The following is an 18,557-nucleotide window of genomic DNA, read 5'->3' as shown; positions in this document are numbered from 1 at the left end:
CTATTTTCATGAATACTTATTAAGTAATAATCATTACCATTAACCAATATTAATTTATTACAGCCATAAAAAAACCCAGCACTTGGCTGGGTTTTTATTACAAACTATTTAATTAACGTAAAACTTTAACGTTTTTGATAGTTTTGATATGCGCTTCTACACGACGGTTTTCTGCGTTTGCAGCTTTAGTGTTTGCATCATTTTTAAGACGCTCTTCACCTAAACCAACTGTAGTAATACGGTCTTTAGCAATGCCATCAGAAACTAATTGCTCAGCTACTGCATCAGCACGTTTTTTAGATAACCATTTGTTGTAAGTTGCTTTACCTACAGAAGAAGTGTGACCTTCTAAAAGTACTGTTGTATCTGGGTACTCTTTTAAGAATGCAGATACTTTTTCAATATCGTTTAAGTACTGAGTAGATACTGCTGAAGCATTGTTAGGGAAAGTCACTAATAAGCTTACAGTTACTTCTTTATCTTCATATAAAGTACAACCAGTGCCATCAACTGCATCAGTCATAGGTGTGTTAGCACACTTATCGTCTGCATCAGCAATGTTATCGTTGTCGCTATCTGTAGGAGCTACAGCTACTTCAACAACTTCAGGAGCTGGCTTAACTGGCTCAACTGGTGCTGAATTTTGGCCGAATAAGTAGTTAATACCTATTTTAGCGCCTACATCAGTGTAACCACGGTCAAGACCTTGGTATACAGCTGTTTCTGCATTAACAAATAAGCCATCTGTAATGAAATGTTGGTAACCAACACCTGCATTTAAGAATGTGTTGTCATCTACTACGTCCATTTCTTTAATACCGAAAAGACCGTAGAAAGGACCGCCATTTAAATGGTAAAGAGCATCAATACCGTAACGCTCGCCATCAATACTGTTGCGGTTACCAGCAACTTTATCAAAAGCATTAAAATCCATATCTGCATATTCAAGACGTGCGCTCCAGTAATCACTGAAACGGTAACCAGCTTCAACACCCCAGCCAGTTGATTCATTCACGTCAAGACCAGCTTGAGCACGCATGTTTTTCCAAGATGCGTCATAGTAGTCGCCAAATGCGCCAATGTAGAAACCTTCTTCTTTATCAGCAGCGAATGTAGATGCGCTAGTTGCAGCCAACGCGATTGCAATTGTAAGTGATTTTAATTTCATTGTTTTCTTCCCATTTGAACAATTTTAAATTGTAGCTAATCGATACTAGCTCAATCAGTTTTATATAGACTAACTGAGCCTTTGTTAATCAATACTTAACGAAAAATAAAGTTTATAACTTTTTTCTATGCCCTGTCACAACACACATCCACTTACTATAGGCGAAATTGAAACTTTATTGAAAAATAAATATAGTAGTTTTTTGTAAATTAGTACTTAGCAAGGAATGTAAGAGCAATTAAATGCACTTATAAATGCAAAGAAATATTGCTTGGCTTTAATTCGGCGCATAATACCATCAGAATTAACATTCCCCTAGATATATGCGCATATTTGATTAAAAAATGACTCTTTTTAATCATGTAGTTATATTAAATGTTAAGAATTAAGTACCACAAAAGGTCTGGTAATCATTATCATTTATCGGTGAAGTTTGAAATTCTGATAATTTTTCACTATCAGAATACGGGCTACCCGCTACTTTTATAAAGCGCTGTAGTAACTCACTAGACCCTGTAGCGTTATATTGTGTAATTATTTCTTCGATCACATAATTACGCGGTATTACACGAGGATTTGCAGCTCTCATTACTTCATAACTATTATTGTCAGTTAAGCTTACCCACTTAGCTCTCCATTCAATTAGCGACTCAGGTATTACTGTTTCTTCTTTTAAGGATTCAGTAAGCGCATCGAAGGTATTGGTGTAATCGAGCTGGTTATCTTTTAATAGTGTTAACAACTCTGCGATTAACTCGCCATCACTGCTGCTAGATTCATTTAAACCCAGTTTTTGTTCCCACATAGCAGTAAACCCAATATTAAATTGCTCAGCAAAGCTATTAATGTATGGCGTCATTAACGTAACAGCCTGCTCGTCATCATTATTAATAAGTGGTATTAAACTCTCGGCCAAGCGTGCGCAGTTCCAGTTAGCCATATTTGGCTGATTCCCAAAGGCATAACGACCTTGTTTATCGATAGAGCTAAATACGGTGTCAAAATCAAAATTATTCATCATGGCGCAGGGGCCGTAATCAATGGTTTCTCCGCTCACTAGCGTATTATCGGTATTCATTACTCCATGAATAAAGCCAACACGCATCCAGCTCACAACTAGCTTAACTTGGTTTTTAATCACAGCGCCTAAAAATGCTAAATAGCGCTGTGGTCCTGTATCAGTTATTTCTGGATAATGTCGCTCTATAGCTAAATCAGCTAAATTTTTAAGCCCTTCAACATCGCCTTGCGTCGCTAAATATTGAAACGAGCCAACGCGGATATGACTGGTTGCTAAACGAGTAACTATTGCGCCTGCTTGTGGTGGGTTACGATAAACCGTTTCACCGCTGCCAACGACCGCTAAACATCGGGTAGTTTTAATGCCTAGTGCATGCATTGCTTCGCTCATTACGTATTCACGAATAGCGGGCCCAAGTGCACAACGGCCATCACCCCCTCTTGAATAAGGAGTAGCGCCAGAGCCCTTTAATTGAATATCCCATAACTGGTTTTCATTGTCAGTAATAGCCCCTAATAAGTGGGCTCGTCCGTCACCTAAACGTGGTGAAAAATGTCCAAATTGGTGCCCAGAGTAACCAAGTGCTACTGCAGGAATCGCCTGCTTTTCATTACCGCTAAAAGTATTAGCACGTAAATCATCAGCGACATTAATATTAAACTGTTTTGCTAAGCTCTCGTTCCACAGCAATAACTGAGGGGAGGCAACACTTGCAGGGAAATCTTCAATCGCGAAGTTTTCCGCAATATCTGTGTATCTTGGCACTAATTTCATGGTAATTCCTATTATTGCTGACTTATACCCACGCGGTTATCACCTACACCATAGGCCACAATTAAGCTTAGCTCTTGCATACTTAAACCACTTTGCTTTTGCATTTCATTAAAAAAGGCTTGGGCTGCACTCAGTGATTTTTTGGTTTGTAAGCCGCCGTCTATAATTTTATGAGCACGCAAATAATTCTCTACATCGCGTGATAGTAAAAAAGTATCTTTACCAAGTGCTCGTAGCGCATAAGGTCCTGTATTTCCGCCTAAACGCGAACCATGCTTTTTTAAATACGCCCATAAACCAATAATATCGTCTGTTGGCCAATTAGCGACAAACTGGCTAAAACTACCATGTTCTTGTGCTATTTCGTGGATCATGTAAGCATTTTCGGTAATTGTTTTTACTTTTTTATAGTTACGAACAATTCGCTCATCCGTTGCTTTTTGTTCCAGCATATCGGGTGGCATCATTAATAATTTATCAACACTAAAATCCCAAAAAACCTCTCTAAAGCCCGGCCACTTATTATTAATTACTGACCAATAAAAGCCGCTTTGAAATACTTTTCGAGTAAATTCTTCAAGCCAATCGTCGTCACTTAACGTGCTTAGTTGTTTTTTAGATAGCGGTTTTGCAAGTAATAACTTAAGCATCTTTTCAGAGCCTTTTCGCTCTACCGCTCGCTTATAAATATCGCTAAATTTTTCCATACTAATTAAATACCTCACTACTTATATTGCTAGTGTACGAGAAAAGCACCCAATACGTAACCACTCCCATTATGGATGAATGAATATGTATTTAGTAGCTTGACACCTAGACGGCTAAAATGCTTTAATCGCCGTAATTACCCTATTTAAATTGCAGCGGTTTGTAAGTTTTTACTCTACAAACAGGTGCAAAGGGCTAGAAGAGGTGCGTTATTCAGGTAGTGTATGTTAGGAGCGCAAACTCCAGTGAGCATACGTGAGGGGAATTAACGCCGAGAAGTAATCACTTTTGCGAAGTGTTTATTTCGGGCGACTAGGTTGAACCCTAGCGACTGTCACCAATAGCTGTTTATAACAAGCAGCTTATTAGTTTGGTGGAGAGCTTCTGGTCTTAAATATTAAGGCCGTGCGCCCTATTATTTTAAGCCCATTCGCTCTTCGAATTATTAGTTCGAACGACGTTAATGCGGCTCCTTCCATAAAGCTTTTTAACTCTTCGAATAACTTATAAGTTCGTGAGAGATGATCAACAACTTCAATTTAAACGACTACTCATTGTGGACCGCGCTTGTTACGCCATTTGATCAACACGGCGATGTTGACTACAACACGTTAACTAAGCTGGTTAGCGAGCAAGAAGCGGCACATAACGGTATTCTACTACTTGGTAGTACGGGCGAAGGCTTGGCGCTAACGCAAGAAGAGCAGCAAGCCATTGTTGAATACGTATGCCAGCTAAAACCAGCGGTACCATTAATGGTTGCTGTGGGCGGTAGTAACTTAAAGCAACAAATTGAGTGGGTTAACTATTGTAATACACTACCCATTCATAGCTTTTTACTTGGCTCACCCCTTTATGCAAAGCCCGGCGCTATAGGCCAAACTCATTGGTTTGAAAGCCTACTTAATGCAAGTGCTCACCCGTGTATGCTTTATAACGTACCGGGGCGTAGTGCTGTTAGCATCCCAACGGCAACAATTCAAAACTTACAAAATAATAAAAATTTATGGGCGTTAAAAGAAGCGAGCGGCAGCATTGCTCAGTTTGAAGCTTACCGCCAAGCTGCGCCTAATTTAGCTATTTTTAGTGGCGACGATGCGCTAATGCCTTATTTTGCACAAGCAGGTGCAAAAGGGTTAGTGTCGGTAGCTGCAAACGCATGGCCCGCACAAACTCACGAGTTTGTTAAACGCAGTTTAAGTGGTCAACATCCTAATTTATTTGCTCAGTGGACTAGTGCCATTAATAGCCTATTTGCTGTCGCAAACCCCATTCCCGTAAAGGTATTGATGCATTTGCAAGGCCGCTTAAGCAGCCCGCAACTTCGTCCACCTTTAACACACCTTGAGTTAACTCAAACCGATTGCATCACAACTGCAAACAACACCATTTTATCTTGGCATTAAATACAGGTTTTTATAATGAGCTGGTTAGAACTATTAAATAATTTAGAATCGGGCGCAGTACGCGCAGCATCACAAAACGAAAGCGGCCAATGGCAAGCTAACGTAGAAGTAAAAAAAGGCATTTTAGAAGCCTTTAAAAATGGCACTAATACTGAGTTTGCAGGCGGTTTTGTTGATAAACACAACTTAGCTCCACAAGAGTTTAGTACTGATGATGGCGTACGTATGGTGCCGGGTGGATCTAGTGTTCGCCGTGGTGCTTATGTTGCTAAAGGCACGATTATTATGCCACCAGCGTATGTAAACATCGGTGCATATATCGACGAAGGCACAATGGTAGATAGCCACGCATTAGTTGGCTCGTGTGCACAAGTAGGTAAAAACGTACATTTAAGTGCAGCAGTGCAGCTTGGTGGTGTACTTGAGCCAATTGGTGCAAGCCCAGTAGTTGTCGAAGACGATGCATTTATTGGCGCAGGCTGCGTTATTGTTGAAGGGGTAGTCATTAAAAAAGGTGCAGTGCTTGCACCAGGCGTGCGTTTATCTGCGACTATTCCAGTTTACGACTGCGTAAACGAGCGCCAACTAGATAAAGGCGAGCCTATTCCTGAATATGCCATTGTAATACCGGGCTCTCGCCCTGCTTCAAACGAATGGGCACGCAAGCAAGGCTTAAGTATGTCGTGTGCGTTAATTGTCAAATACCGCGACGAACAAAGCGATGCATCATTATTACTTGAAGAGGTTTTACGATAATGAGCTTTTTGAGCACGCCTATCAAAACTGCTGTAAATACTATTACACAACAACTTGATACACCTTTTTTTGTTTACGACCTAGATCAACTAAACACGCATCTTGCGCGTTTAGTTGCGCAAACCGATGTAAAACTGTGGTACGCGGTAAAAGCAAACCCACTGTCTAAAATTATTCAAAGCTTAGACAACGCCGGTTTTAATTTTGACGTAGCAAGTAAAGGTGAGCTTGAGCAAGTATTAGCACAAGGTATTAGCTCACAGCGCGTGCTCAACACGGGGCCTGCAAAAAGCCCCAAACAAATTAAACACTTTATTGAGCGCGGCGTACGTATATTTGTAGCCGAAAGCCTCAATCAAGTCCGTTGGTTAAACCAACAAGCACAACTACAAAACACGCAGTTACAAGTACTTTTACGTGTACAGTTGCGCTGGCCTGAAGGTGAAAAAAACCCATTGGGTGGCGACAGCCTTACCCCATTTGGTTTGGGTTGTAATGAATGGCAAGCACTTAATGTAGCCGACTACCCTGCACTTAAGTTTGACGGCTTACATATTTTTCAGTGGGGCAACATGCTTAGCACGCAAAAGCTAAGCGAATTGTGGTCACAAATGATTGCACCACTTAGCCAACTTGCCGGCGATTTAAATATTAGCCTTAAAATTCTCGATTTAGGTGGTGGTTTAGGTATTCCCTATACACAAAGCGAAACAACACTTGATTGGGATGACTTAATAACGGCGCTCGCTAAAATTAAAAGTGATGCGGGTGTAGAAGAGTTGTGGATGGAGCTTGGTCGCTATGCCGTTGGCGAATGCGGTCATTACGCCAACCCAGTAGTCGAACGCAAACAAAACTACAATCAAGAACAAGTCATTTTAAGCGGCGGTATAAATCACCTATTGCGCCCCGCTGTTACCAGCCAAGATTTCCCTGCTGCGTTACTGCGCGAGTCCAGTGCAAAAACTCAAGCGGTCACTTTATACGGGCCGCTTTGTACCGCGCTTGATTGCTTGGGTGAGCATAACCTACCAAGCGATTTAAATGAGCACGACTGGCTAGTGTTTAGCCAATGCGGTGCTTACGGCTTTACCGAAAGTATGCCGTATTTTTTATGCCACGAGCTAGCTGCCGAGTATACCCTGCAAAACGGTGAGCTTACCTGTGTTCGCCAAGCTGAAAATGCCAGTCATTATTTAAGGTAATAACTATGAGTAATACAACCCACATCAGCCAAGAGAACATTGTAGTAGGGGAAGTTGCAAACGGCTTACCACTTACAATTCCTGTTTATCGCTTAAAAGGCGATGGCACAGGACCTAGTGTTTATATTCAGGCCAATATGCATGGCGCTGAAGTGCAAGGTAATGCGGTTATTTTTCAGCTACTTGAGCAATTAAAACACCTAAACCTTAATGGCGATATTACCTTAGTCCCTTATGCAAATCCGATTGGTTGTAATCAAAAGTCGGGCGAGTTTACCCTTGGCAGGTTCGATCCAATTACTGGTACTAATTGGAATCGCATGTACCACTACAATAAAAATTTAGTGACGCAGTTTGCACAAAATCATACTCAGTATGATGACGCCACATTAAAAAGTAACTTTAAACAGGCGCTTATTGACGAAGTAGACAGCAAACTCAACGGCCCTGCATATTTACTTAATACGGGTAAACGCATTGCTCTTAACTTACAAAAGCTCGCTCATCAAGCTGATATAGTACTCGATTTACACACAGGCCCTATTTCAAGCAAACACTTGTACTGCCCAACTTATGCAACCGACAGCGCGCGCTATTTTAATATAGAACATGTATTGCTTATTCCGAGTGATTTTGACGGCGCTATGGACGAAGCTAACTTTTGCCCATGGTGGCATTTAAGTGATGCACTTAGCGAGCAAGGCCGTGAATTAACCATTCCCGTAGAAGCATTTACTGTAGAGCTAGGCAGCCAAGAAAAAATAGACTTAAAAGAAGCACTAAACGATGCAAACAGTATTTTAAGTTACTTAAATCATAAGGGCGTACTCCAAAACGCAACGAATACCCCTGCTGATATTACTCGTTATGCGTGTAATTTAGATGACTATTTAGCTTACTACGCCCCCATTGGCGGTATGGTTGAATACATAGCACCAATTGGCGGGCACATTAAAGCTGGTGAGCCTATTGCTAATATTTTACGGATGGAACGCTACTTAAGCGAGCAACCACTGCAGATACTTACTCTAGATTGCGATGCAATTGCCATTTTGCACTTTGCCTCAGCGAGTGTTAACCAAGGCACCGAGCTTTATAAGTTTTTTACTAACATATTTGAGCTTTAGCTCACCCTTCTCATTGCGTGAGAGCAGATTAACTAAAATAATTAATCTGCATTAAAAAAGCGGCCTAGGTCGCTTTTTTTCTGATCTATATTTACTTTATATACGTATAATGCTTACTGTGAATACAAATTCAGTAAAAGTTCACCGTTACATATGTAAAAAGACGTTATAATTAAATTAACGCATACAACAACCCGAACTCACAAGGAATTACAATGAGCTGGCGCCACTGGATCACACTTTCTGCCTTAATAAGTACAGCGACCTTCGCACAAGAAGAAGTTGCTACAAACGAGCAAGATAACGACATCGAACTTGTAAAGCAGTGTATTTTAAATGAAGTAATTGGCGGAGACGGTAAACAGACATTAGACGATCTTCGTAAAAAGTGTTCAGCTCTTGAAGAAAACAAACAACTTACCGCGCTTGATAAACGCCAAGCTCGAGAAGAAGTCGGTAAAAAAAATAGAAACGTAATTACGCCACATAAGCGTAACTATATTTTACCGCTTTCGTACGTATCACACCCAAACGATCGCCCTTTTGATGGTTTTGACGAATTAACAGATGATAACGATGGTGAGCCACTAGACAACCTAGAAGCAAAATACCAGCTTTCAATCAAAGTGCCTCTATATGATGACTTTTCTGATGAAGACCAAGCCATATTTTTTGGCTTTACTCTGCAATCTTACTGGCAGCTTTATAACTCAGAAATCTCTTCTCCATTTCGTGAAACCAACTACGAACCAGAAATATTTTGGATAAACTACCTCGACCCAGAAAACGTATTATGGGGCGACGAAATGGCAATTTCACTAGGTATTTCGCATCAATCAAATGGTCGCAGCCAGCCAAACTCGCGTTCGTGGAACCGTATTTATGCAGACTTTATTTGGGAAAACAGAGGCTTTGTTTTTAGCTTTAAACCTTGGTACCGCATAGCTGAGGACGAAAAAGACAACGTTTTAGAAGCTAAAGGCGACGATAATCCAGACATATACAAATACATGGGCTATTTTGAATTTAGTGGTGCATACCGTCTTAACGATCATGAATTTAGCTTCATGACGCGTAACAACTTAAATTCAGAAAACCGTGGTGCAATTCAACTCGACTGGTCATTTCCGTTATGGGGTCGCGTTCGTGGTTATGCACAATACTTTAACGGTTATGGCGAAAGCTTAATTGATTACAACGCGGATGTAGAACGTATTGGTGTAGGTATATTATTAACTGACTTGTTATAAAACGAGCTCACAAAAAAGCCAAGCATTGCTTGGCTTTTTGCTTTTCGACATTAAACAATTATTTTTTAACCGCAAACACACCTTCAAACTCTGCAACTACATTGTCACCATCATAAATAGTAACAGGCACAATATAGGTTGCTTTACCGTCGGTTTCTAAATCGCTTAACTTGCCCTTACATGTTTGTATATCAACACAACCACGTGGGTCTGTAGTAAGCGGTTTTAAGTACTTAATGTTAGCATCGGCCAATACAATATTACCTTCAAGCCCAGCTTCTTTAAGTGCTAAGTACGTAGCGCCCCAACCTGTTAGCGTGGCCAAGCTATAAATAGACCCTGCAAACATCGTGTTATGTAGGTTTAAGTTAGCGTCAAGGTCGGCACTGGTTGTAAATTGCCAATCGGTATAGCTTTCTACCTTAATGCCCATCGCGTCACTAATTGGAATAGACTCACGCCATATATTTTGTAGTACTTGCGTCCAATTAGGGTGGCGGAACCAACCTGGCTCACATGGCTTTTGCTTTACCATTTTAAAGTGTTGAACATCGCCATATGCTAAATGCGCTTTTTCTTTTAGTTCATAACCGTGGCGCTTATAAAACTCAAGTGCTCGTTCGCGTGCAAACAAAACCAATTCATCGGCATTTTGAACCCATGCAATTTTTTCAAGCTCATGAAGCAAACGACTACCAATATGCTGGTTACGATTACCCTCAGCAACTGCCATATAGCGCACTTGTGCTTGCTCATGATTGTTAAAGTGCAAACGTGCTACGCCTAGCACTTCACCTTCTTTATTTTTTATAAAGCGATGCTCAGAATCTTGTTCCATATCGTCTTGTTCAGAGCCACGAGGCTCGCCCCAAGGCGCGCGTAATACCTGCCAACGCAATTGATAATACGCTTGCCAATCTTCGCTACTTTGTGGGGTGCTTACCTGAAACATACATACTCCTGTTGTTATATAAGCCGCAAATAAAAGTCAAAAAAGGCTACGGCGCTATACTAATCGTATTGGTTATCTACCAAGCTAGAAAAATAAAATAATTAAATTGATTGGTATTATTATGGCAAATACCATACTCCATCCTAAAAAAACTGCAAATACGACTTTGGTGATGCCTGCAAAATAACGTAAAAAATAATAGCAAAGGGCATTGCGCTTTAACGTTGCTAGTTTATGCTGAGAATATGACTGAAAAAATCAATTATATAAATTCACTGACGGGTTTGCTAAGCGATCAATTTATTGAAAATAGCCACAGCATTGGTCAGTTAATCTATTGGCATAAATGCAGTGGTGATCACATTCAAGTACGTGAGCACGAGCAGTTACGCTGGTTACTTATTAACGACACCCTTCAATCTGTTATTGATTTAAATAATCCGAGCTTATTACTTTTTCCGCATTTATTGTACTTAGATAAGCATTGGCAAGCTCTTAAGCCGCCACAAAATGTGTTAGAACTTGGCCTTGGCGGTGGAGCAATTCGTAATTATTTACAGTATAAATACCCTAAAGCACAAATAACATCGGTTGAAAAAAACGCCGATATTATTGATTGCTATACCCAGTTTTTTTCGTCAAATAAAAATGAGCAACTGCTTTGCGCCGATGCGCAACAGGTTTTAAAAAGTGCGCTAAATGTTGATTGGGTTATTCTAGATTTATTTAGCCAAATAGATGCACCTCGATTTTTATTTGAAGAGGCATTTTATAAAAAAATCTACTCGGCTTTAAATAACAACGGCGTGCTATTTATTAACTTTTTATCGCAGCATGAGTCGCAATTAAAGCAACTTCAGCAGCTGTTACTCGATGTATTTGGTTGTAACGTCAGCCCGCAAAAAATTACGGGCTATGTAAATCATATTGTCGTGATCACTAAAAAAGAGGCATAAAAATAGGCTTAAACAGATAAGTTAAACGTAACGGGCCCATCGTTACACAAGCTTACTTGCATATCGGCACCAAACTCACCTGTGGCTATTGTAAGCCCCAACTCTTTAGCTTGAGCTACAAAGTATTCGTAAAGCTCGTTAGCTTGGCTTGGCGTTGCCGCAGATGAAAAACTAGGGCGCATACCCTTTTTAGTGTCAGCCGCTAGCGTAAATTGCGAAACAACAAGTAACTCACCTTTAATATCTTTAAGGCTTAAGTTCATTTTGTCGTTTTCGTCAGTAAAAATACGATAATTACTTACTTTGTGTAAAAGCTTGTCGGACGTTTGCTTGTCGTCGTGTTTTTCAACACCTAATAGCAACAATATACCATTGCCAATTTCGCCTACTACTTGGTTATTAATTTCTACTTTGGCATGCTTTACACGCTGTATTAAACCTTGCATTTAAACTGTGTCCTTTATTGCTGGTTCATCATCTTCTAGTTCAAGCTCAGGTGTTTCTGGAATATCATTTGGGCTAATGCACGCTGTAAATTCAGCGCCAAGCAAAACAACTACCCACGACAAATACACCCATACAAACAAAATAGGAATGGTAGCTACTGCACCATAAATAACTTCGTATGACGGAAAATGGCTAATATAAAGTGCAAACCCTTTTTTAGTCAGCTCAAATAAAAGTGCCGCAAAAAAAGCGCCAGGTATTGCCGCTCTAAACGACACGCGCGTATTAGGCACTAAGGTGTAGAGCATAATAAAGCCCACCATCGAAATCCCGTACGGCAATAACTTTAACAAAAATCCGCTAAACCCAGGAATACCCTGATCTGCAAACGATACCAAAGATACAATGTAAGAGGTAACACCAATACTAGCTCCGAGCAACATAGGCCCTAAGCTCAAAACCATCCAGTACACAGCAAATGAGATCATCATTGGGCGTTTTTTCTTAATTCGCCAAATTCGGTTTAATGTGGCATCTACATTGCGTATTAACAGTAAGGCTATTGCAGCTAAAAAGCCAATACCTACTGCCGTCATTTGGTTGGCATTGCCCGCAAAGGAGCTAATGTGCTCTCTAATAACATCGGTAGAAGTAGGGACAAAGTTGGTAAACAAAAAGCTCTCAATTTCCATGCGAGTAGATTCAAAGCCCGGAAAAGCCGAAAATATAGCAACACCCACCGCAATTAATGGCACTAACGACAGAAGTGTCACGTAAGCAAGGTAACCTGCATTAACCGTTATTTGATCGTCTATACAACGATTAAAATACTGCATCCACCAACCAGGTTGCTGGCGTATAAAGGACTTAACTTGCTGTTTGTAATGTGAGAGCTTATCATTCATACAATTGACTTGTGCTTATATAGTTTTGATTATAATAACAATCAGCGCCATAATTTACAGCACTAACGCACGTAAACAGGAATTCAAATGAAAAAACAAACATTACTCAGTGTTTCAATGCTTGTAGTAACACTTACTTTAACTGGCTGCCAATCAGCTTATTACTCTGCAATGGAAAAAGTGGGTGTTCACAAACGCGATATTCTTATTGACCGCGTAGAAGAAACCAAAGACTCTCAAGAAGAGTCACAAGAAGAATTTAAATCGGCACTAGAGCGCTTAACGACTCTAATCGATTTTAATGGTGGCGAATTACAAGACACTTATAATCAGTTAAACGACGATTACGAGTCGAGCTTAAATGCCGCTAACGAAGTCTCAACTAACATCAATAAGGTAGAAGACGTGGCAGAAGCGCTATTTGATGAGTGGGGCGATGAGTTGGAGCAATACAAAAGCGCATCACTTAAGCGTGAAAGCAGCAAAAAGCTAGCCGCGACTAAGCGTCAATTTGATCAGCTATTACGCTCAATGCGCAGCGCAGAGAGTAAAATGGAGCCAGTATTAACTTCGCTTCATGATAACGTTTTATACTTAAAGCATAACTTAAATGCACAAGCGGTATCGGCTATTAAAGGTGAATTCACTAACCTTAAGCGCGATATTCAATTGTTGATGAACGACATGAACAAATCGATTGCCGATTCAAACAAATTTATTGAACAAATGAACAGCGCTGGCTAATCATTTGTTACTTTAACAAGCCTGCTTAATTGCAGGCTTTTTTATGTTAAAGGGAATGCTAAAAGGGATTTACAATGAAAAGCTTTTTAATCGCAACAATGCTCTTATGTATACTAACGGCCTGCGGTACACCTAATAATATTAATCGTATTACCAGCCCCGACTCAGTTGTTGTTATTAATGATAAGAACGGTCGTTATAAAAATTTATACACAGGTGAAAAAACATATCCTACTACCTGCACTGAAAACTGCTACCCAGCCCACCCAGACTTACTATGCAAAACCGGCAGTGAAAACTGCCAGTATCAAGGCCAGCAAACTAAACCACAACTTAGCACCGGCTATACTGTGCGCTGGCTTGGTCACGCTAGTTTTGTAATTAACACCCCAAATGGTCAAAGTGTGCTGTTTGATCCGGTAAAAAATCAGTTTGATTCTCCAGTCGCACTTGGCTTTAAACTCGGCGGTGGCATTTATCGTAAAGCAGGCGCTTGGCCTAGTGAACAAGAACTAAAAAACATTGATGCGGTAATATATTCGCATATTCATTACGATCATTTTAATAAGGCCGACATACAAAGCATTGGCAATGAACCTCGCTATTTAACACCACTCGGTATGGCCGACAACTTCCCCACCGGCGGTTTTAATATTAGCGAAATGCCGTGGTACTCAACAACCAATATTGACGATTTAGCTATTAATGCCGTGCCAGCTCATCATTTTAGCGCTCGTGTATTAGTGCCATTTATTTACGAAGACAACAATAAAGACTTATGGAATGGCTGGCTGCTTGAACAAAACGGCAGTACCTTATTTTTTGCAGGCGATACGGGCTACTCAAAACACTTTAAAGATATACAGCAAAAATATGGCGATATAGATGTGTGCTTAATACCAATCGCATCTTACTACAGTAAAGAAAGTGGCAAATTTTATCGCTACGTTCACACTACACCAGAAGACGCGCTTAACGCAGCACAAGAGCTTAACTGCAAAGTAATGATACCGTGGGGATACGGTAACTCAAGTTGGAAAATGGGCGACCATACTAGCCACTCTGCTTTGCTACGTTTATTACACATGGTTAAAAATATGGATGCTAAAACACCGCTGTATATTTTAAACGAAGGCGAAAGTATTTCACTGTAACTATTTACTTAGCTGTTTTAAGATTGTTATTACATTAAGACAAATCCACAATAAAATTGAGAAATTAATGAAAAAATTAGCACTCGCCTTAAGCTTTTTATTAAGCACGCCTGCAATGGCCATTGATGTTGAACATACATCAACTCCAATTACTATTGATGGCGTATCAGAAAGTGCGTGGGATAAAGCCACTTGGCACGATATGCCTTATTTAATGGATGGCACACTGCCATCAAACGATGCCGATTTTAAAGGGCGTTATCGCTTACTGTGGGATCAAAACTACTTATACCTACAAGCCGATATTGTGGATGATGTTTTAATAGATACACACCCGGACCCAACCTATAAATATTGGGATGACGATGCATTAGAGGTATTTATAGATAGCGATGCATCAGGCGGAAACCACCAATTTAATCACACCGCTTTGGCGTATCATATTGGCCTTGATAACCAAGCTGCCGATTACGGCCCTGATAAAAAAGCCCATTTATATACCGACCACCTAGTCAGTAACTGGAAGCGTAACACCACCGCACCTTTTAACATCACGTGGGAAGTAGCGATAAAACTCTACCCTAATGATTATAAAGAAGGTGCTAAAAATACCCCAATTACACTTAGCGAAAAGCAAGTAATAGGCTTTATGTTAGCGTATTGCGATAACGATGGCAGCGACGTACGCGAGCACTTTATGGGCTCACACGAAGTACAGCCAGTAAATGGCGACAGAAATCGTGGCTTTATAGATGCAGATGTATTTGGCAAAATCACTCTACTCCCTAAAAAGTAAGTAACTACCAATAAAATAATTGAACACGTGTGTTGGGTTGAGCGAAGCGAAACCCAACGAAAAAATACCCTACCAAAGAATAACTTTATTTATTATTTTAATTGGCTACGCAAAGAAATTTCCTTAATAAGTTCTGGAAGTTGTTTGGCTAGTTTATGAATTTGCTTTAAATGAGCTGAAATTATTTCTCGTTTCTCTTCATTATAACCACCACCTATAATCGATTTACCGGACTTAAGTAATAAAGAAGAAAATACCATTTCAGAAGCATGGCTATAACCATTATAAAAATCTTTGGCTTGTTTGAGCCAATCTTTTCCCGATGTAATGCCTAACACACTTGCATTCCTTACTACTAAATCAATTGATAGGTGCGCCTTAGTGAAGGCATCTTTATTTAAATAGCCAGAATAAAAATCTATTTCTTTTTGTTGTTTGCCACGACCAACTTTTAACCTTACTGGGGATGAAAGTAAGATAGACATGCAGAGAGATTCGTAAGATATTCTCATAGTATTACCAGCGGCATTAATATGACCTTCGGCTAATAATCTCAATGAAGTAACAGAAGTCTCTAAAGACAAGAATACATATTCTTGAACCCACTTAAATTTAGGATTCTCATTTGTAAGCATGAAATTTTTGAAAGCGGTCTCACAAGTATTTAAATGTTTCAAAATCTGAATTACGTCAATCTCAAAATCAGATTTAAAACCTGCAATAGTTCTATCACCTAAAACAATTTCATCAAATTCCATAATAACTCCCATAGTAATTTAGCAGTGTATCCCTAGAAATAGTACTTTATTTCTAACAGCGATTCTAATCTTCCTACAAATAGTTGCATTGACTTTAAAGCTTCGAGATGTTTTCTCAAGCACAAAAAAGCCGCTGTATTTTTCAATACAGCGGCTTTTAAAATCATTATTCTAAATTAATAGATTATGACTTAGGTGCACGACCCGCACGTTTACGTTCGTTTTCAGTAAGGTGGCGCTTACGGATACGAATGTTTAGTGGAGTAACTTCAACTAGCTCGTCATCATCGATGAACTCAAGCGCTTGCTCAAGTGAGTAGTTAAGGTGTGGAGAAAGCGTTTGCGCTTCATCAGTACCAGATGCACGTACGTTAGTTAACTGCTTGCCTTTAAGGGCGTTAACTGTAAGGTCGTTATCACGGTTATGAATACCGATAACCATACCTTCGTATACTTCAACACCGTGACCGATGAATAAACGGCCGCGTTCTTGTAAGTTGAATAATGCGTTAGTAAGTGCTTTACCCGTTGCGTTTGCAATCATTACGCCGTTCTTACGAACACCGATGTCGCCACCTTTGTGAGGACCGTAATGATCGAACGTATGGTACATAAGACCAGAACCCGAAGTAAGCGTCATGAAATCAGTTTGGAAACCAATTAAACCACGGCTAGGGATCATGAAATCTAAACGCATACGGCCTTTGCCATCTGGAGTCATGTTAGTAAGTTCACCTTTACGTAGGCCAACTTGTTCCATAACAGAACCCTGGTGCTCGTCTTGACAGTCAATAGTTACTGTTTCAAACGGTTCTTCTAGAACGCCATCAACAGTACGTAAGATAACTTCTGGACGAGAAACTGAAAGCTCGTAACCTTCACGACGCATGTTTTCGATTAAGATACCTAGGTGTAATTCACCACGACCAGAAACACGGAAGCTATCTGGGCTAGCAGTATCTTCAACGCGAAGTGCTACGTTGTGTACTAATTCTTTGTCTAAACGCTCACGGATGTTACGTGACGTTACAAACTTACCTTCTTTACCACAGAAAGGTGAGTTATTTACAGAGAATGTCATTGTTACAGTTGGCTCATCAACACTTAGTGGTGGTAATGCTTCAACGTTTCCTGGGAAACAAACTGTGTCAGAAATCTTAAGCTCACCAATACCTGTTACAGTTACGATGTTACCAGCGTAAGCTCTATCAGTTTCGATACGTTCAAGACCTAGGTAGCTTTGTACTGCGCCAATTTTGCCATTACGTGTAGTGCCATCAGCACTGATAATAGTAACTTGTTGGTTAGGAGCAACAGAACCACGTTTAATACGACCAATACCAACTACACCAACATAAGAGTTGTAATCTAGTTGAGAAATTTGCATTTGGAAGTCACCTTCAGGATCTGCATCCGGTGGTGATACTTCTTCAACGATCATCTTGAACATAGGTTCCATGTTTTCAGATGGCTCGTCTAAATCTAGCGTTGCCCAGCCGTTGATAGCTGAAGCGTAGATTACTTTAAAGTCTAACTGTTCGTCAGTTGCGCCAAGATTATCGAATAAATCAAAGATTTGATCCATAACCCAATCAGGACGTGAACCTGGCTTATCAATTTTATTGATAACTACGATTGGCTTTAAGCCTTGCGCGAATGCCTTTTGCGTAACGAAACGCGTTTGTGGCATTGGACCTTCTTGAGCATCAACAAGTAATAATACTGAGTCAGCCATCGAAAGTACGCGTTCAACTTCACCACCGAAATCGGCGTGTCCCGGGGTATCTACGATATTGATATGGTAGTCGTTCCAAGAAATGGCTGTGTTTTTAGCCAAAATGGTAATACCACGTTCTTTCTCAATGTCGTTTGAGTCCATCACGCGCTCTTCGTTACCGCCGCGTGTTTCTAATGTACCTGATTGCTCAAGTAGTTTGTCAACCAGAGTTGTTTTACCGTGGTCAACGTGCGCGATAATCGCTATATTTCTTAACTTTTCGATGCTCATATATTTACTCAGAGAAATTAAATTCTCAATGATCCTGCAAGATCTACGCACTCATCCACGCTTTCGCGAGATGTCCCAGCATAGGATTTAAAAGGGCGCATATTATCCCTCATTAATGACATGGATGAAAGTTTATCCAATACATATTTTAAAACTTTCTCAATACTTTTACTAAGTATCTGTTTTTTATATGACAATTATATGAATTAAATTTCAATTATTTTTCAAAAAACCCTCTTTTTGACTATTTTTCCGATCTTTTTGTTACTCTTTTGCATTTAGGTTATGCTAATTCCAGCTGATTAAATTAACAACAAATTACGCTCTGTAAATTTTGCACCGAAATGGAATATTTACGCACCAAAGCAGTGCGTTTATATATTCCATTTTGATGCAATGATATTTTTTTAATTTATAAACAG

General features: G+C 40.0%; 17 protein-coding genes and 1 riboswitch. Of the genes, 9 read left to right on the top strand and 8 right to left on the bottom strand.

What is annotated here, in order from left to right; genetic code table 11:
* Positions 1 to 112: 112 nt before the first annotated feature.
* The 3 genes from I6E80_RS15720 to I6E80_RS15710 form a co-directional block, all read right to left on the bottom strand.
* Positions 113 to 1,168 carry an OmpA family protein gene (locus I6E80_RS15720; protein WP_024600034.1) on the bottom strand — a complete coding sequence of 352 codons (1,056 nt, stop codon included), beginning with the start codon at positions 1,166 to 1,168 and terminating at the stop codon, positions 113 to 115.
* 385 nt (positions 1,169 to 1,553) lie between these two features.
* Positions 1,554 to 2,963, bottom strand: a complete 1,410-nt coding sequence (locus I6E80_RS15715; protein WP_197185930.1) for a YdiU family protein — start codon at positions 2,961 to 2,963, stop codon at positions 1,554 to 1,556.
* Between the two features lie 11 nt (positions 2,964 to 2,974).
* Entirely contained in the window at positions 2,975 to 3,670 is a 696-nt protein-coding gene (locus I6E80_RS15710) for a DNA-3-methyladenine glycosylase I (protein WP_024600032.1), read from the bottom strand.
* 192 nt (positions 3,671 to 3,862) lie between these two features.
* A riboswitch (Lysine riboswitch) is annotated at positions 3,863 to 4,063 on the top strand.
* A 129-nt stretch (positions 4,064 to 4,192) separates the two neighbouring features.
* On the opposite strand from I6E80_RS15710, the gene dapA reads away from it, so the two are divergent.
* The 5 genes from dapA to I6E80_RS15685 all read left to right on the top strand — a co-directional run bounded on the left by dapA (position 4,193) and on the right by I6E80_RS15685 (position 9,415).
* Positions 4,193 to 5,077, top strand: coding sequence for a 4-hydroxy-tetrahydrodipicolinate synthase (dapA, locus tag I6E80_RS15705; protein WP_024600031.1), 885 nt, complete (start codon positions 4,193 to 4,195; stop codon positions 5,075 to 5,077).
* A 15-nt stretch (positions 5,078 to 5,092) separates the two neighbouring features.
* Positions 5,093 to 5,833 carry a 2,3,4,5-tetrahydropyridine-2,6-dicarboxylate N-succinyltransferase gene (locus I6E80_RS15700; RefSeq protein ID WP_024600030.1) on the top strand — a complete coding sequence of 247 codons (741 nt, stop codon included), beginning with the start codon at positions 5,093 to 5,095 and terminating at the stop codon, positions 5,831 to 5,833.
* The gene (locus tag I6E80_RS15695; RefSeq protein WP_197185929.1) at positions 5,833 to 7,038 is read left to right on the top strand and encodes a PLP-dependent decarboxylase; all 1,206 of its coding nucleotides are present in this window, start codon (positions 5,833 to 5,835) and stop codon (positions 7,036 to 7,038) included. Before I6E80_RS15700 ends, I6E80_RS15695 begins: the two co-directional genes overlap by 1 nt.
* A 5-nt stretch (positions 7,039 to 7,043) precedes the next feature.
* Entirely contained in the window at positions 7,044 to 8,165 is a 1,122-nt protein-coding gene (locus I6E80_RS15690) for a succinylglutamate desuccinylase/aspartoacylase family protein (protein WP_197185928.1), read from the top strand.
* A gap of 215 nt (positions 8,166 to 8,380) precedes the next feature.
* Positions 8,381 to 9,415, top strand: a complete 1,035-nt coding sequence (locus I6E80_RS15685) for a phospholipase A (RefSeq protein ID WP_024600027.1) — start codon at positions 8,381 to 8,383, stop codon at positions 9,413 to 9,415.
* Between the two features lie 58 nt (positions 9,416 to 9,473).
* On the opposite strand, the gene I6E80_RS15680 is transcribed toward I6E80_RS15685, so the two are convergent.
* Positions 9,474 to 10,367 carry a bifunctional GNAT family N-acetyltransferase/hotdog fold thioesterase gene (locus tag I6E80_RS15680; protein WP_024600026.1) on the bottom strand — a complete coding sequence of 298 codons (894 nt, stop codon included), beginning with the start codon at positions 10,365 to 10,367 and terminating at the stop codon, positions 9,474 to 9,476.
* A gap of 245 nt (positions 10,368 to 10,612) precedes the next feature.
* Between I6E80_RS15680 and I6E80_RS15675 the strand changes: the two genes are divergently transcribed.
* The gene (locus I6E80_RS15675; RefSeq protein ID WP_076925801.1) at positions 10,613 to 11,323 is read left to right on the top strand and encodes a spermidine synthase; all 711 of its coding nucleotides are present in this window, start codon (positions 10,613 to 10,615) and stop codon (positions 11,321 to 11,323) included.
* Positions 11,324 to 11,331: 8 nt separating this feature from the next.
* On the opposite strand, the gene dtd is transcribed toward I6E80_RS15675, so the two are convergent.
* Both dtd and I6E80_RS15665 read right to left on the bottom strand, forming a co-directional pair.
* The gene (gene dtd / locus I6E80_RS15670; protein WP_024600024.1) at positions 11,332 to 11,769 is read right to left on the bottom strand and encodes a D-aminoacyl-tRNA deacylase; all 438 of its coding nucleotides are present in this window, start codon (positions 11,767 to 11,769) and stop codon (positions 11,332 to 11,334) included.
* A complete protein-coding gene (locus I6E80_RS15665) occupies positions 11,770 to 12,675 on the bottom strand; it encodes a virulence factor BrkB family protein (protein ID WP_024600023.1) in 906 nt (301 codons plus the stop codon). It lies immediately after the preceding gene.
* 87 nt (positions 12,676 to 12,762) lie between these two features.
* Between I6E80_RS15665 and I6E80_RS15660 the strand changes: the two genes are divergently transcribed.
* From I6E80_RS15660 to I6E80_RS15650, 3 genes are all read left to right on the top strand, one after another.
* Positions 12,763 to 13,419 carry a DUF2959 domain-containing protein gene (locus tag I6E80_RS15660; protein ID WP_024597208.1) on the top strand — a complete coding sequence of 219 codons (657 nt, stop codon included), beginning with the start codon at positions 12,763 to 12,765 and terminating at the stop codon, positions 13,417 to 13,419.
* A gap of 74 nt (positions 13,420 to 13,493) precedes the next feature.
* Positions 13,494 to 14,573, top strand: coding sequence for an MBL fold metallo-hydrolase (locus I6E80_RS15655; RefSeq protein ID WP_197185927.1), 1,080 nt, complete (start codon positions 13,494 to 13,496; stop codon positions 14,571 to 14,573).
* A 67-nt stretch (positions 14,574 to 14,640) separates the two neighbouring features.
* Entirely contained in the window at positions 14,641 to 15,369 is a 729-nt protein-coding gene (locus I6E80_RS15650) for a CBM9 family sugar-binding protein (protein WP_197185926.1), read from the top strand.
* Positions 15,370 to 15,461: 92 nt separating this feature from the next.
* On the opposite strand, the gene I6E80_RS15645 is transcribed toward I6E80_RS15650, so the two are convergent.
* Positions 15,462 to 16,127 carry a hypothetical protein gene (locus I6E80_RS15645; RefSeq protein ID WP_197185925.1) on the bottom strand — a complete coding sequence of 222 codons (666 nt, stop codon included), beginning with the start codon at positions 16,125 to 16,127 and terminating at the stop codon, positions 15,462 to 15,464.
* 184 nt (positions 16,128 to 16,311) lie between these two features.
* Positions 16,312 to 18,135: a translational GTPase TypA gene (gene typA / locus I6E80_RS15640; RefSeq protein WP_024596972.1), complete on the bottom strand. Its 1,824-nt coding sequence runs from the start codon at positions 18,133 to 18,135 to the stop codon at positions 16,312 to 16,314.
* Positions 18,136 to 18,557 lie beyond the last annotated feature (422 nt).

The sequence above is a fragment of the Pseudoalteromonas sp. NSLLW218 genome, from assembly GCF_015864775.1.
Taxonomy (GTDB): Bacteria; Pseudomonadota; Gammaproteobacteria; order Enterobacterales; family Alteromonadaceae; genus Pseudoalteromonas.
This window is presented reverse-complemented; position numbering and strand designations above follow the sequence as displayed.